Annotated in this window: 18 protein-coding genes, 1 tRNA gene and 1 pseudogene; 10 read left to right on the top strand and 10 right to left on the bottom strand. The window is 44.7% G+C overall.

What is annotated here, in order from left to right; translation table 11 throughout:
* Entirely contained in the window at nucleotides 1-690 is a 690-nt protein-coding gene (locus tag SCB77_RS02700; RefSeq protein ID WP_320184885.1) for a peptidoglycan-binding domain-containing protein, read from the bottom strand.
* Nucleotides 691-1,274: 584 nt separating this feature from the next.
* Between SCB77_RS02700 and SCB77_RS02695 the strand changes: the two genes are divergently transcribed.
* The 3 genes and pseudogenes from SCB77_RS02695 to SCB77_RS02685 form a co-directional block, all read left to right on the top strand.
* The gene (locus SCB77_RS02695) at nucleotides 1,275-2,270 is read left to right on the top strand and encodes a DUF6602 domain-containing protein (protein WP_320184884.1); all 996 of its coding nucleotides are present in this window, start codon (nucleotides 1,275-1,277) and stop codon (nucleotides 2,268-2,270) included.
* Between the two features lie 130 nt (nucleotides 2,271-2,400).
* On the top strand, nucleotides 2,401-2,544 hold the full coding sequence (locus tag SCB77_RS02690) for a hypothetical protein (RefSeq protein ID WP_320184883.1): 144 nt from the start codon (nucleotides 2,401-2,403) through the stop codon (nucleotides 2,542-2,544).
* Between the two features lie 12 nt (nucleotides 2,545-2,556).
* Nucleotides 2,557-4,026: pseudogene (locus SCB77_RS02685) on the top strand (IS1182 family transposase); the annotation flags it as partial.
* 217 nt (nucleotides 4,027-4,243) lie between these two features.
* Here SCB77_RS02685 and SCB77_RS02680 read toward each other — a convergent pair.
* From SCB77_RS02680 to SCB77_RS02665, 4 genes are all read right to left on the bottom strand, one after another.
* Nucleotides 4,244-5,218: a hypothetical protein gene (locus tag SCB77_RS02680; protein ID WP_320184882.1), complete on the bottom strand. Its 975-nt coding sequence runs from the start codon at nucleotides 5,216-5,218 to the stop codon at nucleotides 4,244-4,246.
* A gap of 63 nt (nucleotides 5,219-5,281) precedes the next feature.
* A complete protein-coding gene (locus SCB77_RS02675) occupies nucleotides 5,282-6,640 on the bottom strand; it encodes a site-specific integrase (protein ID WP_320184881.1) in 1,359 nt (452 codons plus the stop codon).
* A gap of 269 nt (nucleotides 6,641-6,909) precedes the next feature.
* Nucleotides 6,910-6,999, bottom strand: a tRNA-Ser gene (locus SCB77_RS02670).
* 107 nt (nucleotides 7,000-7,106) lie between these two features.
* Nucleotides 7,107-9,248 carry an HD family phosphohydrolase gene (locus SCB77_RS02665; RefSeq protein WP_320184880.1) on the bottom strand — a complete coding sequence of 714 codons (2,142 nt, stop codon included), beginning with the start codon at nucleotides 9,246-9,248 and terminating at the stop codon, nucleotides 7,107-7,109.
* Nucleotides 9,249-9,389: 141 nt separating this feature from the next.
* On the opposite strand from SCB77_RS02665, the gene rpe reads away from it, so the two are divergent.
* The 3 genes from rpe (at nucleotide 9,390) to SCB77_RS02650 (ending at nucleotide 15,578) form a co-directional block, all read left to right on the top strand.
* Nucleotides 9,390-10,070 carry a ribulose-phosphate 3-epimerase gene (gene rpe, locus SCB77_RS02660; protein ID WP_320184879.1) on the top strand — a complete coding sequence of 227 codons (681 nt, stop codon included), beginning with the start codon at nucleotides 9,390-9,392 and terminating at the stop codon, nucleotides 10,068-10,070.
* Nucleotides 10,071-10,463: 393 nt separating this feature from the next.
* Nucleotides 10,464-13,238: a bifunctional aconitate hydratase 2/2-methylisocitrate dehydratase gene (locus SCB77_RS02655; RefSeq protein ID WP_320184878.1), complete on the top strand. Its 2,775-nt coding sequence runs from the start codon at nucleotides 10,464-10,466 to the stop codon at nucleotides 13,236-13,238.
* 57 nt (nucleotides 13,239-13,295) lie between these two features.
* A complete protein-coding gene (locus SCB77_RS02650) occupies nucleotides 13,296-15,578 on the top strand; it encodes an aconitate hydratase (RefSeq protein ID WP_320184877.1) in 2,283 nt (760 codons plus the stop codon).
* Nucleotides 15,579-15,693: 115 nt separating this feature from the next.
* On the opposite strand, the gene dapA is transcribed toward SCB77_RS02650, so the two are convergent.
* The 4 genes from dapA to SCB77_RS02630 form a co-directional block, all read right to left on the bottom strand.
* Nucleotides 15,694-16,569, bottom strand: a complete 876-nt coding sequence (gene dapA / locus SCB77_RS02645) for a 4-hydroxy-tetrahydrodipicolinate synthase (protein ID WP_320184876.1) — start codon at nucleotides 16,567-16,569, stop codon at nucleotides 15,694-15,696.
* A 19-nt stretch (nucleotides 16,570-16,588) separates the two neighbouring features.
* Nucleotides 16,589-18,607: an NAD-dependent DNA ligase LigA gene (gene ligA, locus SCB77_RS02640; RefSeq protein ID WP_320184875.1), complete on the bottom strand. Its 2,019-nt coding sequence runs from the start codon at nucleotides 18,605-18,607 to the stop codon at nucleotides 16,589-16,591.
* A 122-nt stretch (nucleotides 18,608-18,729) separates the two neighbouring features.
* Nucleotides 18,730-19,761, bottom strand: coding sequence for a glycosyltransferase family 2 protein (locus SCB77_RS02635; RefSeq protein WP_320184874.1), 1,032 nt, complete (start codon nucleotides 19,759-19,761; stop codon nucleotides 18,730-18,732).
* Nucleotides 19,758-20,624 (bottom strand): lysophospholipid acyltransferase family protein, encoded by an 867-nt coding sequence (locus SCB77_RS02630; protein ID WP_320184873.1) that lies wholly within the window; start codon nucleotides 20,622-20,624, stop codon nucleotides 19,758-19,760. Before SCB77_RS02630 ends, SCB77_RS02635 begins: the two co-directional genes overlap by 4 nt.
* Before the next feature lie 76 nt (nucleotides 20,625-20,700).
* Between SCB77_RS02630 and SCB77_RS02625 the strand changes: the two genes are divergently transcribed.
* The 4 genes from SCB77_RS02625 to SCB77_RS02610 all read left to right on the top strand — a co-directional run bounded on the left by SCB77_RS02625 (nucleotide 20,701) and on the right by SCB77_RS02610 (nucleotide 24,580).
* Nucleotides 20,701-21,312 (top strand): WbqC family protein, encoded by a 612-nt coding sequence (locus SCB77_RS02625; protein ID WP_320184872.1) that lies wholly within the window; start codon nucleotides 20,701-20,703, stop codon nucleotides 21,310-21,312.
* A gap of 66 nt (nucleotides 21,313-21,378) precedes the next feature.
* A complete protein-coding gene (locus SCB77_RS02620; protein WP_320184871.1) occupies nucleotides 21,379-22,041 on the top strand; it encodes a hypothetical protein in 663 nt (220 codons plus the stop codon).
* 12 nt (nucleotides 22,042-22,053) lie between these two features.
* On the top strand, nucleotides 22,054-23,700 hold the full coding sequence (locus SCB77_RS02615) for an ABC1 kinase family protein (protein ID WP_320184870.1): 1,647 nt from the start codon (nucleotides 22,054-22,056) through the stop codon (nucleotides 23,698-23,700).
* A 58-nt stretch (nucleotides 23,701-23,758) separates the two neighbouring features.
* Nucleotides 23,759-24,580, top strand: coding sequence for an alpha/beta hydrolase (locus SCB77_RS02610; protein WP_320184869.1), 822 nt, complete (start codon nucleotides 23,759-23,761; stop codon nucleotides 24,578-24,580).
* Between the two features lie 95 nt (nucleotides 24,581-24,675).
* On the opposite strand, the gene SCB77_RS02605 is transcribed toward SCB77_RS02610, so the two are convergent.
* Nucleotides 24,676-25,287 (bottom strand): sugar O-acetyltransferase, encoded by a 612-nt coding sequence (locus tag SCB77_RS02605; RefSeq protein WP_320184868.1) that lies wholly within the window; start codon nucleotides 25,285-25,287, stop codon nucleotides 24,676-24,678.
* Nucleotides 25,288-25,347: the final 60 nt, after the last annotated feature.

Genomic DNA, 25,347 nt, shown 5'->3' with positions numbered 1-25,347 from the left:
CTACAGATACAATAAATAATAAACTGTAGTCGAGCCGCAATTTCCATCTACGGTGATATTATTATCCTTTTGGAAGCGCTTGATGGTCGCCTCAATGGTTTCGTCGTAGGTATATGTTCCTGTTACTTGCTTCTCGCCATTTTCAAGCTTTAGGTAGCCTTTTTTTAATAGGATGTTAATTAATTCTGTTACATCACTACCAATCATCCCTTTTTTTAAGTTTCGGTCTCCAAGTTTAAGCGCCGTTGCAGTTATTCCCGACGATATACTAGTCGAAGGCCTCACAGTATTGGATGCTGCTGAACCGGAGCTGCCTGATGAACCGCTACTATTAAAATTTAAAGGTTTTGATGATGATGAACTACTAGAGCCTGACGAGGATCCTGTACTACGTGAACTTGTAGACCGAGAGGAGCTGCTACTACTCGTAGAACTGGAATAATGTGATCTGTGTGATGAATGTGAACGGTGACTACGGTGCGAAACTACTGACCAATCGCCACCAGAATTTACTTTTAGTAAAAGCTTTGGGCTTAAATCCGCTTCCTTATCGAAAGATAGTTCTTTTTCTTTTGGATTGGAGGAGATTGTTTCTGCCACATTTGCGGCATTAGCGGGTTGGTTTGCGGCTATTCCAGCCATTGAGCTAAGAAACAGCTTTTTCAAGATGGTTGATAATTTGTCTTTCATTAAGTCGGTTAATTATTTAGTTTGCGAATTTCACAAGCTTACTTCACGAAAGTACTAAAAAACGTCTAATTAACCTTTTTTTTTGCCGATGTAATTAAATTGTTAGGAATTACCGGCAGATTGATTGCGAATAATACAATCGCAGCGTGTTTGGACTGTTGAAATTGATCCATGGTCCGTTACCTTCTTTTTTTCGCTTTCTATCCAACTTTCTTTTAAGTCCTCAAAAATAGGGTCTATAATTAAGGTCGGAGCTTGCTGGTCAATTTTGTAATATGAGCAGGTTAGGATGGATAGTATCAGCCCTAACGCTTGTTTTTTTATAATTTTTAGTTTTATCAAAGTTGTGATTGTAAAAATGAAAGTTTACAAAAATTAAAAATGTGAAGCGTGTCATGTCCTTAAAATTATTTTCATTGTATTGATTTAATTATTTTATAAAACGACTACTTTTGTTCGATCGCTTCATTTTGTTAAATAAAATGGAGTCGAAAGGAGCACTTTGATATTACAAATAGTAGGAAATGTTTACTACCTCCTTGCGCAGAATTAAGATTGTTTATTTCATACATTAGCCAAGATAAATGAAAAGCGAGAGATTTCCTCTTAAAGTCCAAATTCCCAGCCAAGGCTGGAAGCAGTTTCTTTCGTCCAAAAACAAGATGCTTCAGGCGTACGATATTGCAAAGGAGCAGAATAGCAGCAAAAGGGTGAAAACTGAGCATGGCCGTATTGCAGAGGCTGAATTTAGAAAATGGTTGAGCGAGTTCTTGCCAAAACGATACGCGGTTACTTCTGGTTTTATAATTTCTTCAGGCATACCAACTTCGGAGTTTATGGTACATTATGATGTTATCATCTACGATCAGTTAGAATCCCCAGTACTATGGATAGAAAACAATCCAGATTCGTCTGATCAAGGAAAGTCGCTTGCAATCCCAGTAGAATATGTACGAGGTGTAATAGAGATAAAAGCAACTTTTAATAAACGGAGTGTCCGTAAAGCGGTCGATCAATTGTCCAAGCTAAAACCTTTGTTGGCTCGGGTGGAGCCGAATAACCAACCGGTAAAGTTATATCTGCCATCTGACTTTTTCTGTGCCACTGTTTTCTTTGAGCTACGGGAGGTAGACGACATGGATTTTGATGCGATCGATACACTCTTGGAGGCGTCAGTGCTAAGAGGCTTTTATGGTGGATCCATACTTCGGGTAAATAAGTTAGACAGGTACTACAGCGGGAAAATATCTCCAGTGATCGAAAATTGTGATATTAGGTGGAAAAATAAGGCGCTTTCTTATTATGCAGCATCAAGAAGTAAAAAGATAAGTGATACAGTTTACTATAGGATGATTTTACAGCACTCGGAAACACATTTTTCGGAGTTTGCGTTTGACATTCTGTCTATTCTGAAAGGTACATACCATCCAAACGTATTGTCAAGCTTATATTGTATTGGTACTACACAATGGGACCAAGGCAGTGCAGTAGACACCAGATACCAAAATGAGGAAGAGTTTATGAAATTTAAAGAAGAAACAGCACTTCATCTGAGAAATCTGGGATTCGAAGGATGTTAAGGTATTTTCAAATAAAAAGAGGCTGTCTAAAAAGGTTTCTTAAACAAAGAACCCCGTCATAAAAAATGGCGGGGTTTTTCTGTTTTTTGTCCTTAAGATTTTGTATCTTAAGGTGCACCCAAAAAACGATATGAAAGTACAATTTAAAGCCTTACCATCCAATAGCCCTAGCCTATTTCCCGAGGATATTTTTGATCGTATTCCATCGAACCATCCCGTTCGATTGGTTAATCAGGTTGTTGATCAACTGGATATCGAACACCTTATCTCTTAATATAAAGGCGGAGGCACCACAAGTTTCCATCCCCGGATACTTCTTAAAGTTTTATTCTACGCCTATTTAAGCAATATCTATTCCTGCAGAAAGATCGAACGCGCCCTGCAGGAGAACATCTATTTCATGTGGCTTTCAGGAAATAGCACCCCTGACTACCGTACGATCAACTATTTTCGAGGTAAGCGTCTTAAAGGTCAAATACAGGATTTATTTGCAAGCATCGTTCGGATGTTGCACGACCTGGAGTATGTCAGCTTGCGCGTTCAGTATGTAGATGGCACCAAGATCGAATCGCTAGCAGGTCGCTATACGTTTGTTTGGAGGAAATCCATCCAAAAGAACAAGCTAAAACTGGAAGCTAACATCGCCTCTGTACTTTCGGCGATTGATGCGCAGATAACCGAAGATCAATCTTCATTAGGCAATCAAGAAATGAGTAAGGCAATCGATAGTGCAGGGTTGAAGGAAAGAATCAAAGGGATAAATGCTAAGCTCAAAGCGAGCTGTAAGTCCACCGATAAGCAGCTCAAGAAACTTGAAGAGAACTATTTGCCTAGATTGGCGAAATATGAACAACAGCTGGAAATACTAGGGGATCGCAATAGCTATAGTAAAACCGATACGTATGCCGTTTTTATGCGCATGAAAGAAGATCATATGAAGAACGGTCAGCTCAAACCGGCTTACAATACGCAGATCAGTACCGAAGAACAGTTCATCACCCACTATAGTATCCATCAGACTACCGCAGACACCACAACCTTGCCGGAAGATCTGGAAGGCTTTGCATCCCATTACGGAAAGCAGAGTGAGTTAATTGTCGCAGATGCTGGATATGGTAGCGAGCAAAACTATGAGCTGATGGAAGGAAAAGGGATAACCGCTTTTGTCAAGTACAATTACTTTCATATGGAGCAAAAGCGTAAGCACAGGCAGGATCCTTTTTCGGTACAAAACCTGTATTACAACCAGCAGGAGGACTTTTATGTATGTCCGGCAGGACAGAAACTTCGCTTTATTGGTCATTCAACTCGGGCTAGTGCCAACGGATACTCCAGCCAAGTGAGTTGCTATCAAGCTGTGCGATGTGAAGGATGTCCGATGCGAGGTCAGTGCCATAAAGCTCAAGGTAACCGACTGATTGAAGTGAACCACCGACTTACCTGGCTCAAGGCCAAGGCTCGAGAAAGACTACTCTCGGAACAGGGGCTCTATCATCGAAGTAAGCGACCTGTAGAAGTTGAAGCGGTATTTGGACAAATGAAGAGCAACAACAGGTTTACCCGATTCAGTATGAAAGGACTACAGAAAGTTGCTGTGGAGTTCGGTTTGATGGCCATTGCTCATAACCTAAGAAAATGGGCAAGAAAGTGGAAAAACGAGGCTTTGATTGGCAATCCAGATGGCATAGACTCCCTATTTGCGACAAACACACATCTACAAATGCTCAAAAGCACAACATATCGACTTGCAGCTTAATATTGGCGATGAAAATATAATGGAGTGCTAGATGCGCTATAAACAAAAAGAAGGTGCCTTATTAGACACCTTCTTTAGAATATCATTGCATGATCTTTTATCCAATCAGATCATTGCTTCCAAATGTGATCTCGTATGTTTTCATAATGTCCAAATATATTGTTTATTACTCGTTTAATACTACAGCTAAATTACAAATAAAAGTTAGTTGTAGAAATTATTTTTTGTTAAAACTCAGTCCAAAACCCTGTTTGGGGAGAATTAGGTCATTTCTATGACGCTTAGAGATGCAATTCGGAATTCCCTCATGTACTGTTTCAAACTCAGTGATTATCCCTACTCCGAAAAAGGATACTTCAATTTCAGGTGGAAATGATATTGTTACATCTACATTTTTTGTTAATGTATTAAAACGTAATAATTTATAGTTTTCAGCTTTCAACGAGTACCGTCTCTCCATCTTATGAAGAATCGAAAATCTGTCCTTACCAATGAGCGGAACAGTAATAGAGTAGGTTATCAAGCCTTCGCCAGTATTTTCTATAGGTACTATCTTATTCTGCAGTTCTTCCTCGTCAATTTTTAACGATATCAATCTAGTCATTTCCTCAACATTCTCATCGTCAGTTAGGGTTGAAGTGAAATTAAATTCCGACGCTTCGCCATTCGAGCTTAAAACAGAAACGTATTGAATAGTCTGTGTGTAATGAATGACAAAATCATCCGTCAGCTCATGGATTATTATCGATGCTACGACATCTTCATTGTAGTGGTTCTTCGTTGTCGGGAAATAGGTGTCCAATATCCTGTCTTCTAGAGTCTCATTGATTTCTGGAAATTTTTCAGAATAGATTATTTTAGATATTTTTTTCCAAAGATCTGGTAGATCTTTTCTGTTCTTTAACAAAGCACTTCCAGATATTACCTTGTTTAGCTCTTCTCTAAATACTCCTGTAAATTGGATTGATTTCAAAACAGAGGCAAAAACGCCCGATGTCATCGCAACAAAACCAATCTTTTCCAATAATTGATTTATTTTTTCATTAAAGGGAGAATAGGGGGTACTTGGAAGCAAGATTAGAATAATGGCGATAAACAAGTATGCTGTAGGTAAATTACCACTCAGCCGTTTGATTACAGTAATATAGTTGGCCTCTTCCAATTGTGCCTCGCTGTTTTTTTTCTTAATCATAAATAATTAATTTAGTAACCAGTCGGTTGTAAATTTACAAATAATATTAGCGGATGTTATCGCTCAATCAGCTGATTTCGTTCTTAAAGATTCAATAAATTGTGCCACTAAATTCAATTCGTCATTGGTCAAAGGACGATCTATGTCAAGCTTCTTAAGGGAGGACGTAGTGTTCTTCTCGATAATTGATCGTGAATTATTTTCCTTTTTAGATAGCTTTCGTCTTAATGTTTGCATTTCCTTGCTTATCGCTTCCTGCTCTGTCAGTGCGTATTCCTCTGTTTGCTTCACTGATTGATGGCCAAGCATATCTTTCACAACGTGGATTGGGACACCGTTTGCTAGAGTCACAGTGCTTCCAAATGTTCGTCTCGCCTTATGCGTATTTAGAATACTTGAAATTTCACAAATTGCAGCGATCTCTTTTAAATATTCGTTCATTTTTTGATTCGACTTTACAGGCAGTGCTCTACCGGTTGAAATACAATCCGGGTCGTCCTTATACTTATTAATTATCTCCAGTGCTTTTGGTAAGAGTGGAACATTAAATTCGGATTTTGATTTCTTCCGGCTATCCATAATCCAAAGTTCTCCATCTATTCCCTTTACGATGTTTGCTTTATCTAATTTGTATACATCACTATATGCAAGTCCAGTATAGCATTGAAAAACAAAGATATCCCTAATAACCTCTAAACGCTTTGTCGTGAAATTCTTACTTTCGAGTACTGATAACTCCTCTCTAGATAGTGGCTTCTTATTCGGCTTCGTTTTTTTAGATTTAAACATCATGAAAGGATCTTTAGGAATGTAGTCCTTAGCCACTCCACGCAGTACAATCTTCTTAAAATTTGCTATGTACTTAAGTGTTGTGTTATGATTACAACCTCTCACTGTTTTAAGGTAAAGTTCATACTCCTTAACAAATTCAAAGTTTAGCTGCTTAAATTCCAGATCTGCACATTTATATTTGAAACGGATGAAGTCAGATACATGTGATCGCGCAGTTACATATCGTGTGTGTGTGCCTTCTGCAACTTCCCCTGATGGAATTAGAGCAAATAGTTCTTCATTGTGTTTTGCAAATTCGTCAAGAACTTTTGTCGATATCAAATTATTGCCTGTATAAGAATCCATCAAAATCTGTGATGTAAGCGGAATTCCTTTATCTTCTATAACGGTAGCTAGTTTTTCAACTTTTTTGATTTGATCGTCTAAGTAGGCATTTATAGTTCGAGCATCTTCTTTAGTACCTAAAGCTCTTTCTTTTTTTTGGTTCCATCTTGTAGCTGCCCATTTTTTCTTTGTTGAAGTTTCCTTTGGAATGCCGTTGATCGAAATTCGAAGGTAGATAAATCGTTCGTCGTCCGATTTTTTAGACGTTTTTAAAAAAAATGTGGTCGAAATGTGTGTTTCCAACATAACATAATAATTTAAAGTAAGTAAATGTCGATCAAAATCGTCTTTAAATCAAGATGTTCTTTTGCTAAACAACTTGTAATACAGTTGTTTATGGTGTTTTTCGTGGCAATTTATTTTTCAATTTAAAACTGCCACAGATATGCCACAACTTTTAGGAGTATTTATGAAAACTTTGCTATATCCTCATAAACGAAAAAAGCCTGCAAATTGTTGTTTTGCAGGCTTTTGACTTATTTTTAAGCTGTTTTAAAAGCTTTGAAAATGTGTCTTGGCGGAGAGGGCGGGATTCGAACCCGCGGTACCGTTTCCAGTACGACAGTTTAGCAAACTGTTCCTTTCGGCCACTCAGGCACCTCTCCGTGTTTTGACAGTGCAAACATAACGCAAATATTTTATTCTGCAAAGCGTTAAAACGTATTTTTTGCGAAAAAACAATAACGTTCTGACAGTCAAAAAGATTTTTTATTTAGGCCGTGGCAGGGCTGCTGCTCTTGTTTACATCATAGTCGATGCGCACATGGTAAATACTCTTCAACATCGCCTTAAATATATCCGAAACTTCTGTAATATCACGCATGGTGATGTTCGCATTCATAAACTGCCGTTGCGTAATTTTGTAGTCGATAATCTTATCCACCAACTTATTGATCGACTCCTCGCTAGGGTCTTTGAGTGCGCGGGAGGCAGCCTCCACCGAGTCGGCCATCATCAGCACCGCCGTTTCTTTCGAGAAAGGCACCGGGCCAGGGTAGCGGAAGATACTTTCGTCGACCAACTTATCCGGATTGTTTTTAACAAAGCTGTTGTAGAAGTAGTCTACACGTGTGGTACCATGGTGCGAGCGTATAAAGTCGATCACCACCTCGGGCAATAGATTCTTTTTAGCCATCTCCACGCCTTTGTGCACGTGCGAGATAATAATCTGTGCCGACTGCTCGGGCGTCAGTTCCTCGTGCGGGTTGTTGCCCGAGCGCTGGTTTTCGATAAAGAACAACGGATTCGACATCTTGCCGATGTCGTGGTATAGCGCGCCAGCACGGACGAGCAGCGGGTTTCCACCGATCTTGTAGATCGCCGCCTCCGCCAGGTTGGCTACCTGCAGCGAATGCTGGAAGGTGCCGGGAGCCTTGAGCGAAAGCTCGCGCAGGATGCGCGAATTACTATTGGTAAGCTCCATCAAGGTCAAGTCGGAAACAATGCCAAACAAGCGCTCGAAGGCGTAGATCAGCGGATAGGCGAGGAGGGTAAGCCCCACACTGACGATAAAAGGAGCAATGTCCGTCCAATAGATGTTGCTGAAAGAACCATTGCGCGTTAATACCAAGCCTACATAGGCTACAATGTAAGTAGCTAAGATAATCAAGGATGAAACCAAGAACTGCTCGCGCTTCACCAGGGTCTTGATGCTGTAGATGGATACCATACCGGCAATAAACTGCAGGAACACAAATTCGTAGCTGTTGGGTACAAAGAGTGCAGCGATCAGCACCATCAAGAGGTGTATATTGAGCGCTACGCGCGTATCAAACAGCACGCGGAAGATAATAGGAACGCTACAGTAGGGGATATAATACAGGTTTGGAATCTTCATATTAATGGCCCAAGACAAGACGCCCAGCATGGCAACGATAACAATTAGGACGATCATCACCAACCTGTTGTTGTCGTAGATAAAAGGCCGGAAGAAATAGAGAAACACCATAAGCAGGGCAATACAGAGGGAGATCATGATAAACTGGCCAAAGGCAACGAAATTTTGGTTGCCGCTGATGCGCGCCTCATCTTCAAACACCTTGCGCAGGGACTCCAGCCGCTGGTAGGTTTCGTTGTTGATGATCTTGTCCTTCTCGGCGATAAGTTCGCCTTTTTGCACCACGCCACGCGTGCTGGATATGTTGGCCAGCGCATTCTGCTCAACCTTGTTGGTGAGGTTCTCGTCGAAGACGTAGTTCAAGGTCACGTAGTTTTTTAGGATTTCGGAGAGCCAAGCCTTGCGTCCTATCTTGTTGTTTTTGGCAAGCGATTGCTGAATGTATTGATTGGCCGATTCAATGGTGAAGATATCGGCCGTGTTCTTCTGCTGGGCGATGTTCTCGTGGATCAGTGTGAAGTTGTATTGGCTCTGTGTTTTGTCTACATTTTCGGGATTGAGCCCTTTGTTTTGGTATCGGTTGTTGAGCGATACGATACCGCGGTTGTACACATAGTTGAGCAGGGCATTGCCGACGGCTTGATAGCTTTCGAGGTTGCCTTGCCCGAGAGAATCCATATTGCTGATCTGCCATTTCTCGGCAATGTCGGTATTGAACTGGTCAATCTGCTCCTTGCTGGCGCTGGTATTGAGCGTGTAAACGGGCTGTACAGTCTTCAAGATCTGCTCGCGGTCGCGAATCAGCTCCTCTTGCGTCTTCAAGATGGCAAAGTTGTAGGGCGATATAAGGTTGTCATGGTTCCAGGCTTTGCCCTTTTGAAACTCATACCTAAACCGGGGCTGCTTGGGAAGAAAAATACAGATCAGCACAATGGCCAAAATGACCATCGCAAACTTGACCAAGAAGGAGTTGTTCTGATTCTTTTCCCTGTTATAATTTATTTTGAGTTTAGCCACTTACCGTACCTTTTTTTAGATGAACACTGCAATTCTACACAAATGTACTATTTCTCCGCGGAATCGCTTGACCGATTAATTTACGAAATTCCTCGAAGAATAGCTGCTGACTTCCTTATCTTTGCTAAAAAAGAAGCATACATGTCTACAACAAAACACTTGATTGCACCCTCGGTGCTAGCCGCCGATTTTGCGCGACTTTACGAGGAGGTGCACATGGTTAACAACAGTGAGGCCGATTGGTTCCATATCGATATTATGGATGGGCTGTTTGTGCCCAATATATCCTTTGGATTTCCGGTAATGCAGGCTATTGCCAAGCATGCCACGAAACCGCTGGACGTGCACCTGATGATTGTTGACCCGGATCGGTATTTGAAGGCATGTAAAGAGGCCGGTGCGGCGGTCATCACCGTTCACTATGAGGCTTGCACGCACCTGCACCGCACCTTGGCTGGCATCCGCGAACTGGGTTGCAAGGCTGGCGTTGCCCTCAATCCGCATACGCCCGTAAGCCTGCTGAAGGATGTGATTCGCGATATCGACCTCGTATGCTTGATGTCGGTAAACCCCGGCTTTGGCGGGCAGAAATTTATCGAACAAACCTATAGCAAGATTAAAGAGCTTCGCGCCCTAGCAGCTGCTGTTAACGACGCGCTGTTAATTGAAATTGATGGCGGGGTGGGACGCAATAATGCCGCGCAACTACTTGAGGCGGGAGCCGATGTGTTGGTGGCTGGAAGCAGTGTTTTTGGCGCTGCAAATCCAACCCTCGCTGTGCAGGAATTAAAGCATATAAGCACTGGAAATAAGTCTGTTTAGTGTCATAAGTGGCAACTGCTCTCGTGAATTTTATTTACGGCATAGTTGCCACTTTTGCATGTTATGCAAAATAAACTTGAAATTTAGGCTTTTTTCTCCCTGCGTTCTTACAATTTTATCCTTGTAGGAAAGTTGGGAAAATCTTGTTTGGATTTATTCCAAATTAACGTTTAGCTTAGCCAGAACCTTATTAAAACCTATTCTTTTTTCGTATTTTTGTCGTAAATCAAAAAACGATAACCGATTTCGTTTTTCATAAACATTCGTCCGCATTATTTGTTAGTATACTAGGTCGCGCACAGTGTTATGTTGGCATAATAAATATTAAAAATTTTAAAAAAAGAGGCTGTACTAGGTTCGTACAATACCCTTAAAATTTGAAATGATTTCTTAATGATGAGTACTTACAACGATTATATTCAAGAGATTGAAGAAAGAAAACAGCAAGGCTTACACCCTAAACCGATTGATGGCGCAGACCTGCTAAGTGACATTATCACACAAATTAAAGACTCGGGCAATCCGTACCGAGCAGATTCGCTAAACTTTTTTATTTACAACACCCTACCGGGCACCACCAGTGCAGCGGGCGTTAAGGCTAAGTTCTTAAAAGAAATTATCCTAGGCGAAGCGACGGTAGCCGAGATCACGCCGGCTTATGCTTTCGAGCTCTTGTCGCACATGAAAGGTGGCCCTTCCATTGAAGTGTTACTAGACTTGGCGTTGGGCGCTGACGCGGCGCAAGCGGCTGAGGCGGCGAAGGTGTTGAAAACACAGGTGTTCTTGTATGACGCCGATATCGAACGTTTAAAAAATGCCTTCGAAGCTGGAAACGGCGTGGCTAAAGATATTTTAGAGAGCTATGCAAAAGCAGAGTTCTTTACCCAATTGCCTGATGTTGCCGAAGAAATCAAAGTCGTGACGTTTATTGCTGGTGAAGGCGATATCTCGACGGACTTACTTTCTCCGGGAAATCAAGCGCACTCGCGCTCGGATCGTGAGTTGCACGGTAAATGTATGATTACCCCTGCTGCGCAGGATGAAATTCGCGCTTTACAAGCGAAACACCCGGATGCAAGCGTAATGTTAATCGCCGAAAAAGGTACCATGGGCGTAGGCTCATCGCGTATGTCGGGGGTAAACAACGTGGCTTTGTGGACGGGTAAGCAGGCTAGCCCATATGTTCCTTTTGTGAACATCGCGCCAATTGTGGGTGGTACCAATGGCATTTCGCCTATCTTCTTGACAACCGTAGATGTAACAGGCGGGATTGGTCTAGACCTTAAAAACTGGGTGAAGAAGGTTGATGCCGATGGAACCGTGGTACGCAACGAAAAAGGGGAACCTATCTTAGAAGAGGTTTACTCGGTAGCGACCGGAACGGAGTTGACCATCAACACGAAAACAAAGAAATTATACAACGGCGATAAAGAGCTTATCGATATTGCGAAGGCTTTTACACCACAAAAAATGGAGTTTATCAAAGCGGGCGGTTCTTACGCTATCGTTTTTGGTAAAAAAATACAGACGGTTGCCGCGAAGATCCTCGGTATAGAGGCTACGCCGGTATTTGCGCCATCCAAAGAAATTTCGGTGGAAGGACAAGGACTGACAGCTGTTGAGAAGATTTTCAACAGAAATGCCGTAGGTACAACACCGGGCAAGGTATTGCATGCCGGATCGGATGTACGCGTAGAAGTGAACATCGTAGGCTCGCAGGATACCACCGGGTTGATGACTGCGCAAGAGTTGGAATCTATGGCTGCAACGGTAATTTCACCGATCGTAGATGGTGCTTACCAATCGGGCTGTCACACGGCGTCTGTGTGGGATAAGAAAGCGCAGGCAAATATTCCGAAGTTGATGAAGTTCATGAACGATTTCGGATTGATCACCGCTCGCGACCCGAAAGGAGAATACCATTCCATGACGGATGTGATCCACAAGGTGCTTAACGATATCACGGTGGATGAATGGGCGATCATTATTGGTGGCGATTCGCACACGCGGATGTCCAAAGGGGTGGCTTTCGGTGCCGATTCGGGCACAGTAGCACTTGCTTTGGCTACGGGCGAGGCGTCCATGCCTATCCCAGAGTCGGTGAAGGTTACCTTCAAGGGCGAAATGAAAGACTACATGGACTTCCGTGATGTGGTGCATGCAACGCAAGCGCAAATGTTGAAGCAGTTTGCTGGCGAAAATGTGTTCCAAGGAAGAATTATCGAGGTACATATCGGTACGCTTCCTGCGGATCAGGCCTTTACCTTTACGGATTGGACGGCCGAGATGAAAGCGAAAGCTTCGATCTGTATATCGCAGGACGACACCTTGATCGAATCGTTGGAGATCGCCAAAGGGCGGATCCAGATTATGATCGATAAAGGCATGGACAACGATAAGCATGTACTTCAAGGATTGATCAACAGAGCGGATAAACGTATTGCTGAAATCAAATCGGGTGAGAAACCTGCGTTGACGCCTGATGAAAATGCGAAATATTACGCCGAGGTGGTGATTGACTTGGATATTATTGCCGAGCCAATGATTGCCGATCCGGATGTGAACAACGACGATGTATCTAAACGCTATACGCACGATACCATTCGCGCCCTTTCGTACTACGCGGGTGAGAAGAAGGTTGACCTTGGTTTCGTTGGTTCTTGTATGGTGCACAAAGGCGATTTGAAAATCGTTTCGCAGATGCTCAAAAACTTGGAAGAGCAACAAGGTAAGGTGGAGTTCCATGCACCATTGGTGGTGGCAGCGCCAACCTACAACATTATTGATGAGCTAACGGCCGAAGGCGATTGGGAAATCCTACAACGCTATTCTGGTTTTGAGTTTAGCGATATGTTACCAAAAAGCAATGCCCGTACGGAATATGAAAATATCATGTACCTAGAGCGCCCTGGCTGTAACCTATGTATGGGAAATCAGGAGAAGGCTGCTAAAGGTGATACGGTATTGGCGACCTCAACGCGTCTTTTCCAAGGACGTGTGGTGGAAGATTCCGAACGTAAAAAAGGAGAGTCCTTATTGGCTTCAACGCCCGTGGTGGTGCTCTCGGCTATATTGGGAAGAATTCCGAATGTGGAAGAATATAAAAATGCAGTGAAGGGCATCGACTTAACGAAGTTTGCTCCTCCTGTGAAGCAGTTGGTTGGATAGATAGAGGCTTTCCTACCACTGTAAATAGTGCTGAACAGATAATATAATTTAAGAGATATGGCATTTGATATAGACATGATAAAAAAGGTCTACAGCCAATACGAGGAGCGCATCAGCGCTGCTCGTGAGGTTGTAAACAAGCCTTTAACCTTATCGGAGAAAATTTTGTATGCGCATCTTTGGGATGGCAACGCTACGGAAGCTTACGAACGTGGAAATTCTTATGTGGACTTTGCACCGGATCGTGTAGCTATGCAGGATGCAACGGCGCAGATGGCCTTGTTGCAATTTATGCAGGCTGGACGTCCTCAGGTGGCGGTTCCTTCTACGGTGCACTGTGATCACTTGATCCAGGCTAGGGATGGGGCTGCGCAGGATTTAACGCGTGCAAAAAACGAAAGCTCAGAGGTATTCAATTTCTTATCTTCTGTATCAAATAAATATGGCATCGGTTTTTGGAAACCGGGTGCTGGTATTATTCACCAAGTGGTATTGGAAAATTATGCATTCCCTGGAGGGATGATGATCGGTACGGACTCCCATACGGTGAACGCTGGCGGATTGGGTATGGTGGCTATCGGTGTCGGTGGCGCTGATGCTTGTGACGTGATGGCGGGTCTTCCTTGGGAGCTTAAGTTCCCGAAACTGATCGGCGTGAAGTTGACCGGTAAATTGAGCGGTTGGTCTTCCCCGAAAGATGTGATCTTGAAGGTAGCGGGTATCCTGACCGTAAAAGGTGGTACCGGTGCAATCGTTGAATATTTTGGCGAAGGTGCTGAATCCTTGTCTTGTACGGGTAAAGGTACCATCTGTAATATGGGGGCAGAAATCGGTGCAACGACTTCTACCTTCGGTTACGATGAGTCGATGGAGCGCTACTTGCGTGCAACCGACCGTGCGGAGGTGGCTGACGCAGCAAACGCGGTGAAAGCCCATTTGACAGCCGATCCGGAAGTTTATGCCGATCCAGAACAATATTTCGATCAGCTTATTGAAATCAACCTGTCTGAATTGGAACCTTCGTTGAATGGTCCGTTCACGCCAGATTTATATACGCCGGTTTCGCGTATGCGCGAAGAGGCAGATAAGAATGGTTGGCCTACTACGGTAGAATGGGGCTTGATTGGTTCCTGTACCAACTCTTCTTACGAGGATTTGGCGCGTGCCGCTTCCATTGCGCAGCAGGCGATAGACAAGGGCTTAGTGACCAAGGCCGAGTTTGGTATCAATCCGGGATCGGAGCAGGTGCGCTACACGGCGGATCGCGATGGTTTACTGAAGACTTTTGAAGAGCTTAGTGCGACGATCTTTACCAATGCTTGTGGTCCTTGTATTGGTATGTGGGATCGCGCGGGTGCGGATAAGCAAGAGAAAAACACCATTGTGCACTCGTTCAATCGTAATTTTGCGAAACGTGCCGACGGTAACCCGAATACTTATGCTTTCGTGACCTCTCCGGAGATGGTGGCTGCAATTGCTATTTCGGGCGACTTGGGCTTTAACCCGGTAACGGATACCTTAACCAATCGCGATGGCGAAGAGGTGAAGCTAGATCCGCCAACGGGTGATGAATTGCCAAGCAAAGGCTTTGATGTGGAAGATGCGGGCTATCAGGAACCGGCAGCGGATGGCTCTACAGTAGAGGTGGAAGTGTCGCCAACGTCGGATCGTTTGCAGTTGTTGGAGCCTTTCGCGGCTTGGGAAGGTACGGATCTTAAAGGTTTGAAATTATTGATCAAGGCGAAAGGGAAATGTACCACGGATCATATCTCCATGGCTGGTCCTTGGTTGAAATACCGCGGCCACTTGGATAACATCTCGAACAACATGCTGATCGGTGCAGTAAATTATTTCAACGATCAGACGGATTCTGTGAAAAACCAGTTGACGGGCGAATATGCGGCAGTTCCTGCAACGCAACGTGCCTACAAAGCAGAAGGAATCGGATCAATTGTGGTTGGTGATGAAAACTATGGTGAAGGCTCTTCACGCGAACACGCAGCCATGGAGCCTCGTCATCTTGGTGTTCGTGCGGTATTGGTGAAATCATTTGCCCGTATTCACGAAACGAACTTGAAAAAACAAGGGATGTTGGGCTTGACCTTTGCGAATAAAGACGATTACGATAAGATTCAAGAAGACGATACGGTGGATATCTTGGGCTTGACGGAGTTTGCGCCTGGCAAGCCGTTGACCTTAGTATTTCACCATGCGGATGGTTCGCAAGATGAGATCTCGGCTAACCATACCTATAATGCGCAGCAAATCGAATGGTTCAAAGCTGGTGGTGCTTTAAATATCATCCGCAAGAACCAAGCAGCAAAGCAAGAAAATAAGTAAACGGGTTATCTGATCATTAAAAAATCCCCTGTTTCTTCAACAGGGGATTTTTTATGTCCTAAAAAATGGGTTGCGCAAGCAACCCATTGTATAAGACCTGATCATTGTCATCGCACTATTTGGCCAATTCCTGATCAATGGTAGCTTGCAACGACGCACTAACAGGCACGAGCGGCAGGCGTACTTGATCGGTAGCAATGATGCCCAATTGCTTCATAATATACTTCACGCCACAAGGGTTGCTTTCCACGAAGCAAAGCTCGGTGAGTTTCAGCAAGCTGTTGTGTATCTCGCGTGCCTCCGCATAGTTCCCGGCTGCACATAGGCTGGCCAAGGTAGCAACTTCCTTTGGAAAGGCATTGCCGATAACCGAGATGATGCCAACGGCACCCAAGGCCATCATGGGTAACGTAACCGGATCATCGCCGGAGATCAATAGAAAATCGGCGGGCTTATCGCGCATGATTTCGCTAAACTGCGCAAAGCTTCCAGACGCTTCTTTCGTCGCTACAATATGTTTGAAATCCTGCGCTAAGCGAATGGTTGTGGCAGGCGACATATTGCTGCCCGTTCTGCCGGGCACATTGTATAGGATGACAGGAAGCTTGGCCACCTCAGCAATAGCTTTGTAGTGCTGGTAGATGCCTTCCTGCGTTGGCTTATTGTAGTAAGGCGACACCGAAAGCAAGGCACAATAGCCTGAAAAATCAAAGGATGCAACCTGTTTGACAATTTCACTCGTATTATTTCCCCCCAATCCTGCGACCAATGGTACGCGACCGTTAACACGTTCCGAGGTATATGCCCAAACTTGCTTTCGTTCCTCTGCAGTTAAGGTTGCTGTTTCACCAGTGGTACCCAAGGATACCAAGTAATTCATACCTTCGTCGATTTGAAAGTCGATCAGTCTGCCCAACGACTCAAAGTCAATCGATCCATCTGCGTTAAAAGGAGTAACCAAAGCTACACCTGCTCCTTGAAGCTCATTCATTGTGTGTAATATAAATTTATTATGGATTAATCATGTTCAAAATATCCTGATCCGAAATGATCGGCACCTGCAGTTTCTCGGCCTTCGCCAGCTTGGAGGGCCCCATCTTGTCGCCTGCGACAAGGTAGTTTAGTTTCGCAGATATGCTGGAAACCATTTTCCCACCATGCGATTCGATCAGCTGTGCCAGCTCTTCCCGCGAGAAGTCGGCGAATACGCCGGAGATCAAAAAGGTCTTGCCACTGAGGCTGTCGCCGGCAAGGATAACTTCCTGCTCTTCGATTTCAAATTGAAGGCCTGCTTCCTTTAACCGTCCGATTTCCAACAGGTGTTGCGGGTCGTGCAGGTAGCTGTACACACTGTCGGCTATGCGGCCTCCAATATCTTGCACGGCGGCCATCTCTTCGGCGCTTGCAGCGATAATTTGGTCGATAGTCTTGAAGTGCTGCGCTAACTTTTTAGCAATGGTTTCCCCGACATGGCGGATGCCCAACGCAAAAAGCACCTTCTCAAAAGGCTTGGATTTGGATTGTTCAATGCCGGCCAACATATTATCGATGGACTTGGCGCCGAAGCGTGCCAAGCCTTTGAGTTCTTCTTGATGATCTTTCAAGGAATAGATGTCGGCTATTTTACGCAGGAGACCTAGCTTGTAGAAGGTTTCCATGGTTTCGTCACCCATGCCTTGGATATCCATCATTTTGCGACCGATGAAGTGCTGTAGCTTTCCAACGATCTGCGGTCTACATCCATCTTCATTCGGGCAATAGTGCACGGCTTCGCCTTCTTGGCGAACGAGTGCCGTTCCGCACTCGGGGCATACGCTTGGGTAAACGATGGGCGCTGTTCCTACAGCACGTTTCTCTCCATTCACACCAATAATCTTGGGAATAATTTCGCCGCCTTTTTCTACATAGACAGTATCGCCTTCATGCAGATCCAATCGCGCAATTTCGTTGGCATTGTGCAGCGAGGCGCGTTTGACGGTGGTACCGGCCAGCACAACGGGCTTTAGATTGGCAACAGGCGTCACGGCGCCGGTGCGACCTACCTGATAGGTGATGCGCTCCAGCTCGGTTTCCACCCGCTCGGCCTTATATTTATAAGATATGGCCCAACGGGGTGACTTGGCTGTAAAGCCCAGCTCTTCCTGTTGCGCGTAGTCGTTTACTTTAATCACGATACCATCGATATCGTATGATAGCTGATGTCGCGCTTCATCCCAATGGTTGATAAAGGAAATTATATCATTGATGGAATGGCACAGGCGTGTATGTTCACATATTTGGAAGCCCCAGCTCTTTACCGCTTGTATACTGTCCCAGTGGCTGTCAAACAACCTGTTTCTGTTATCGGCATACAAAAAGTATAGAAAGCAATCTAAGGGTCTTTTAGCAACTTCCTTTGGGTCTTGCAATTTGATGGTGCCCGAAGCAAAATTCCTCGGATTGGCGTAGGTCTGCACGCCAGCATCTTCACGCTGTTTGTTCAGGCGCTCGAAAGCGGCACGGTGCATAAATATTTCACCGCGTATCTCGAATAGGGAAGGGTAATCTCCTTTTTTGAGATGATGCGGCACGCTGCGTATGGTTTTGACATTGTTGGTCACCTCATCGCCCTGCACACCATCGCCACGGGTAACGGCCTGCGCCAACTTCCCGTCTTCGTAGGTTAACGAGATGGATAAGCCATCGAATTTAAGTTCACATACATACTGCACCTGATCGCCCACAACCTTGCGCACGCGCTCGTCAAAATCACGGAGCTCCTGCTCATTGTAGGTGTTGCCCAAAGATAGCATGGGCCAACGATGCGGAATGGTGTTAAACTTTTGGGTAATGTCGCCTCCCACCTTTTGCGTAGGTGAGTTGGGGTCTCTAAATTGCGGATATTCAAGCTCCAAGGCTTCCAATTCCTTTAGTTTCAGATCGAAATCGTAGTCTGAAATAAGGGAGTTTGCCAAAACGTAATACTGGTAGTTGTAGTCGTTTAGCTCCTGCGTAAGTTGGGCGATTCTTTCCTGAATATCTGCTAACATAGTCAGCAAATTTAGTAAAAATAGGCTGTAAATAAACTATGAACCCTGTTTTTCTGGTGCTGCAGCTGCGGCGTAGCCATCTATTTATTTGCGAATGTATGCTTTATTCGACTGCGCTGCTGTTATTTAAAATTATCACCTTCTAATTCGCGGAAATTTCGTATTTTATTCATGTAGAAAGCCCAAATAATGCTTTTGCTGTAGCGGCCTTTTTTATTTTCCGGGGATGCGTAAGCTCGTCTTTTTCGGGCGTTGCGGAAGAAGTAGAGAAAGAAGTGCTGATGCGACCGGCTCACCGCCCAGGCATCACGTGGTTTTCCATCGGCCAAAAATTTGAACAAGGCCAATAGATCTAACCACATCCGCAAGAAGATGATCCAGCAGGCTTGAAAAAACGGGAGGTTTTTTTGCAGCATCACGAGGTTGTTCCTGAAATTGAGGTACGTTTTCTTCGGGTTGCTGGTGCTTAAGGTACCGCCCCCTACATGATATACCGTAGCCGCGCCCACATAGGCAACGCCATAACCCATGCGCTTCAAACGCCAACAGAGGTCTATTTCTTCCATGTGCGCAAAGAAATCGGCATCAAAGCCTGCGGCTTCTTTCCAAACGGCAGAACGGATAAAAAGCGCTGCACCGGAAGCCCAAAAGACTTCCCGATTATCGTCATACTGCCCTTGGTCTTCTTCCACAACATCAAATAGCCGACCCCGGCAAAAGGGATAGCCGAAGCCATCCAGATAGCCACCTGCCGCACCGGCATGCTCGAATTGGGCTTTAGCATGGTAGGCCTTGATCTTGGGCTGTGCTGCTGCAACCTGCGGATGGCTCTCCAAGTAATCGATGACCGGCTCGATCCAAGATTCGGTGACTTCCACGTCGGAATTCAGTAACACATAGTAATCGGCTTCGACCTGCTCCAAGATGGCATTGTATCCGCCGGCAAAGCCCAGGTTCTCGGTATTCCTGATCACGCGTATGCTGGGGTAATTGTCTTCGACGAAGCTTATGGAGTCGTCGGTAGACGCATTGTCGCCCAAGACAAATTCTGTGTTGGGATAGCTGCTGTTATAGACAGAAGGTAAAAATTTCTCTAAAAAAAATCGTCCGTTCCAATTGAGGATAACGACGGCTACGCGTGGGTACTGTTTCATGATCTGCGTTTTCTTTTCCAACGTCTGTGCGACCAAAGCCAATAGGCAGGTTCCTTATTGATCATCGCTTCGGTAAAACGATTATGGATCTCGGTAATTTCATGCGGCGCGTAAGCATCCGGATCGGTTACCAAGCTCGTGAATTGACAATAGTAATGGCCTCTTTTTTTCTTGCGCCCGATGTGGCAATAGACGATAGGGTTTTTCGTCAGCCTAGCGATGCGCTCGGTTCCCGTATACACCAAGGTCTCTTGCTTCAGAAAATCCATATAGTAGTCCGAATCTTGATAAGTAGGTGTTTGATCGGCAACAAACATGCTGATATGGGGCTGGTTCCGAAGTTGGACAATATGCCGCAGGATCTGTTTCATGGGCACCATCGTAGCACCAAAGCGACAACGTAAAGCATTGTATACTTCGTTAAAGTCGTTATTGTTCAGGGGTTTGTAGATGATGAGCCTCGGGAAATTGGTCATCAATGACAGCCGATAGATGCCCAGTTCCCAATTACCGTAATGCGCGGTGACACCAATAACGCCCTTGCCTTGATCGAAATATTGATAAACTTCTTCGGGGTTGAGCAGCTCAATACGTTTCTCGACCTCCTTTTTGCTCATGCTGCGCATCTTCACCGCCTCGACGACCAAGTCGGGTAGGAAGCGGTAAAATTTCTTGGCAATGGTTTTTCGCTCCGCTGCTGACTTCTCGGGGAAAGCATTTTCGAGATTTTCAAAGACCACTTCCTTGCGGTAGCGCATAACATAGAAAAGCAGGTAATACAAGAGATCGGACAGCCTGTACAACAGCCAAAACGGTAATAAAGACGTAATATAAAGTAATGCTGCGATGCTTTTTTTTCTCATGAAGACGGTCAAATTCCTTGAATTCCCTGCAAATATCCCTAAATAAGTTTACTTTTGCCTAAAATAGTTAAAATCGATGAATTCACCCTTGCTCTTGCCTGCTTTTTACTTGCCACCGGTATCTTACTTTCATGCCATCAAACAGCATCCTAGTGAAACCTTGCTGTTGGAGAAGTATGAGCATTACGCGAAGCAGAGCTACCGTACGCGGGCGAAGATCGCGACGGCAAACGGCGTGCTGGATCTTATTGTGCCAATTGTTCACGGAAGGAAGGAACGCGTAGCGGTGAAGGATATCCGAATCAACTATGAGCACGATTGGCAAAGACTGCACTGGCTCAGTCTGCAGACGGCCTATCGCAGTTCGGCCTACTTCGAGTACTATGAAGATGATTTTCGCCAGTTTTATAATCGGGAACATGCTTTTTTACTGGATTTTAACGTTGCTCAGCTGGAGCTGCTCTTAAAATGCCTGAAGTTCAACAAGACGATCAGCTTCACGGAAGCTTATGCTGCTGCTGAAGCGGATGTGGACTTAAGACAGGCGATACACCCTAAGCAAGGCAATTATTGGCCCGCGCAGCCTGCCTATTACCAAGTGTTTGAAGAGCGTCATGGTTTTCTGTCGGATCTGAGCGCGGTGGATCTCTTGTTTAACCAAGGACCGCAGAGCAAGAATTTCCTCTAGACCCTATCCCTTCCCGAAAACTTTTGTACCAGTTTATTGTTAAAGGATAACAATACTGTTGGTTGCATGAAAAAGCTGATTACAATGCTGTTGCTATCCCTATGCGTTTATGCGGGATTTGCACAGGAAGAGCGGGATACAATTCATTATCATAAAATTTATTATTTAGGAGGTACAGGGCTTTCTTTCCCTGTCGGAAAGACGAACGAAGCCTTTACGACAAAGCTGTTTTCGGGCAGTATGGGATTAGATATTTCTTTGAAGGATCCCCGTTATTTTTTGACGCCTACCTTGTACCTATTGACCTATGGTTACAACCAGCAACTTCCCGACCCCGACTACAACCATATGGTGGAGAACGGGCGCGCCAACTTTTATATGTTGAGTATGGCGGCAGGCCGCCGTCGTCAATTTAAGCGATTGAACACCTTTGTTTACTTGGGGCCAGCTGTAGGATTGGTGAGCGAACCGCGGGGTGAGCTGGTGGGGCAGGTGTTAAAAATGGATAGCAAATATTCGATCTCCCTAGCCGGGAAAATGGGCGTTGGGGCCGACTATAAATTCCCAGGGTTCTTCTTGGGGGCTGAATTGGGCTATCTTCAACATTTTAGGCGCATAGAGGGAAATTCAGTTCAGTTCCTGACCTTGATGGTGGGGCTTAAGTCGGACATTACGAGCTTAAGTACCAAGGTGAGCCATGCCATAGGCTTGGATAACTATATCGATTAGCCTATGTATGGCATGCATAAAATTAGAAGGGTAGGGCAGATTCTTCGCGTTTTGTCCAAGCATGGTTTCGATGAAGTGATTTCTCGGTCCAATATCGATCGCTTGATTCCCGATAGTATATTGCTTTGGAACACGCATACCAAGCGCATCTTTGAAGAGGATTTTAATATTCGTGTGCGACTGGCTATAGAAGAACTTGGGCCGACATTTATCAAATTAGGACAGCTGCTGAGCAACCGAGCGGATATTATTCCTGATGATCTGCGGCAGGAGCTGGTGAAGCTGCAGGATGAAGTCCCGCCCGAGCCGATGAATCTGCAGGAGAAGCTGGCGATTTCATTGGGTATTGACGTAAACGAACACTTCGCATCGATAGAGGAAGAACCTATCGCGGCGGCATCCATCGCGCAGGTTTATCGCGCTACGCTGAAAGATGGGAACGCGGTAATATTCAAGGTGAAACGAAGCCAGATAAATCAAATTGTGCATGCCGACCTCGACTTTATCTTAGACTTGGTAAAGTTGCTCCGTAGCAAGTACGAAATTATCCAGAAGATCAATCTGTACGAAATTGTCCAGTCGTTTGCCAATTCCTTAGTCGGCGAGCTTTCTTTCACCAATGAGCTGAATAACATCGAACGTTTTCGCCGCAATTTTCGAGGAAACAGCTTGGTTTATGTGCCCAAGATCTACAGAGCGTATTCTAACGATGAAATCCTGTGCATGGAATTTGTAGAAGGCTTCAAGATCAATAATAAGGAGCTGTTAGCAGATCATGGTCTACAGCCGCAAGCCGTATTGCAAAATTGCTTGGATCTTTATTTGGAGCAGGTGTTGCAGCATGGCTTTTTTCACGCGGATCCACATCCCGGCAATGTGTTGGTGAACAAGAGGGGACAGATTGTGTTTATCGACTTTGGGTCGATGGGCTTTATGATTCCGCGGGATCGCGATATGATTGAGGCCATGGTCATCAACTTTTTAATGAATGATGCCAAGGATCTTATCCGTAATATCAAAAAGCTGGCGGTGGTCCATGATATCGAAGACGAACGGCAGCTGGAGCGTGATGCCTATGAGGTTTTCCAAATGATCGAAGAGAATGCACTGGATGATATCGATATCTCGGTGATGCTCTTCAAACTCAATAAGATTTTGCAATATAACAGCATCTTGCTGCCCGATTTCGTGTATTTGCTGTTGCGCGGGGTTTCCATTTTGGAAGGTACTGGTCGGCAGTTGCACGCCGAACTGAATGTCCCCGAAAGTATCAAGCCCTTTGCCAAGAAAATTGCCCAACAAAAAATGTCGGCCGAATACATCAAAAAGCAACTGCTCGATAAGGCGAAGTTCATGAAAGATGTGCTGACCGAGGTGCCGGAAGATCTGATTACCTTGCTGGAGAAAGCCAAGTCGGATAAGCTGACGATGAACCATAAGATTCAAGATTTTGACCGTATGCAGCTGGTCTTTCATCGTATCGGCAATAAATTCTTACTTTCCATTTTGGCGATGACCTTTGGGGTGGGGGCAAGTATCTTGGCGCATGGCCGTGTAGGATACTTGATTTGGGGAATGCCCATCCTCTCTTGGCTGGGCTTTACGGTCAGCTTTATCCTCTCCGGCATTCTTTTAATCTATCTTATTAGAAGCAAATAATAGCGACCGTTTGCATGCTGTATCTTTTTTTGGTACTTTGAGGGGCAAACATCGTATTATGAGAACAGTATTATTATTTTTTATTTCCCTAAGCACATTCTTCAACGCGCGCAGTCAGGATGCTCAAGCATACAAAACGGTCGAAAACTTAAGCTATGTGGACAAGCCGGCTTCTGATTACCAGCGTACACAATGCAAACTCGATATACATTATCCGGTTGCTGGCGAAAAGAAACCAATCATCATTTGGTATCATGGCGGCGGACTAACGGGCGGGCAGAAAGAAATTCCTGCATTCCTGAAAGCGAAGGGCTATGTAATTGTGGGTGTGGGCTATCGCTTTGCGCCGCAGGTAAAGGTGGAGGATATTATTCAAGATGCGGCGAAGTCGGTTTCCTTTGTGTTGAAGCACGCCGAAAAATACAATGGCGATAGCAATAAGATCTTCTTATCTGGTCATTCTGCAGGTGGTTATCTCGCCTTGATGCTGGGCCTTAATAAGCGTTATTTAAAAGAGGAAGGGATGGATGCGGATCAGCTGATAGGTATTATTCCGTTTAGCGGGCAAACGGTGACGCACTTTACGGCACGCAAGGAGCAGGGGATTGATGAGAAGCAGCCAACCATCGATGCATGGGCACCACTGTTTTGGGTGAGAAAGGATGCCGCGCCGATTGTACTGTTGACCGGTGATCGCGAAAAAGAGATGCTTGGTCGCTATGAAGAAAATGCCTACCTCAAAAGAATGTTAACTATTGTTGGACATACGGATGTAAAGTTGCTGGAATTTGATGGCTATGGGCATGATATGGTTTACCCGGGGTTGCCGGTATTGCTCGATGAGGTGAAGCGTATTTTGAAGCAAAAAAATGCGGCTTAACAGCTCGTTGAAAGACTTTTTTCGAGCCGTTAACAGTTCGACTTACATAGCAAAGGGTTGCATTTTTTAATGCAACCCTTTGCTATGTAATAGGCTTATTCTTCTAAATTCGGAATCTGCTCGTCTTTATAATAATACTGTTTGTCGCGATCCGTTATTACGCGGAGAACGCGGCAGGGGTTGCCTACTGCAATGACGTTTTCCGGAATATCTTTTGTCACGACGGATCCAGCGCCGATCACCGAATTCTTTCCAATACGCACTCCCGGGTTGACAACGGTATGTCCGCCAATCCAAACATTATCTTCTATGTTGATGGGTTTTGCAAACTCCCAGCCTGCCACACGTGGCTCGGGATGTACCGGATGTCCGGCCGTGAAAAGCGATACATTGGGGCCGATCATCACATTGGCGCCAATGGTAACAGGTGCACAGTCCAAGATGGTGAGGTTAAAGTTTGCATAGAAGTTGTCTCCCAAAAAGATGTTGTAGCCGTAATCACAGCGAAATGGAGGCTCTATAAAAAATAGGTTGGTCGTTTCGCCGAAGAGCTTTTTTAAGATTTGGTTTCTTGCCTTTATTTTAGAGGGCGCTAAGTTGTTGAAAACATAGAGCTGCTCTTTGGCATGTTGCCTTTCGTCAAACAGTTCCCTCCCCATAGCCTGATAGATTTCTCCGGCAATCATTTTCTCTTTGGATGATTTCATTTTTTTACGATTTGAGAACTTAAGATACGGAAAAAAAACGGCAACCACTTTTCAAAAAAC

Origin of the sequence: Sphingobacterium bambusae, assembly GCF_033955345.1 — a bacterium.
Classification (GTDB): Bacteria; Bacteroidota; Bacteroidia; order Sphingobacteriales; family Sphingobacteriaceae; genus Sphingobacterium; species Sphingobacterium bambusae.
This window is presented reverse-complemented; position numbering and strand designations above follow the sequence as displayed.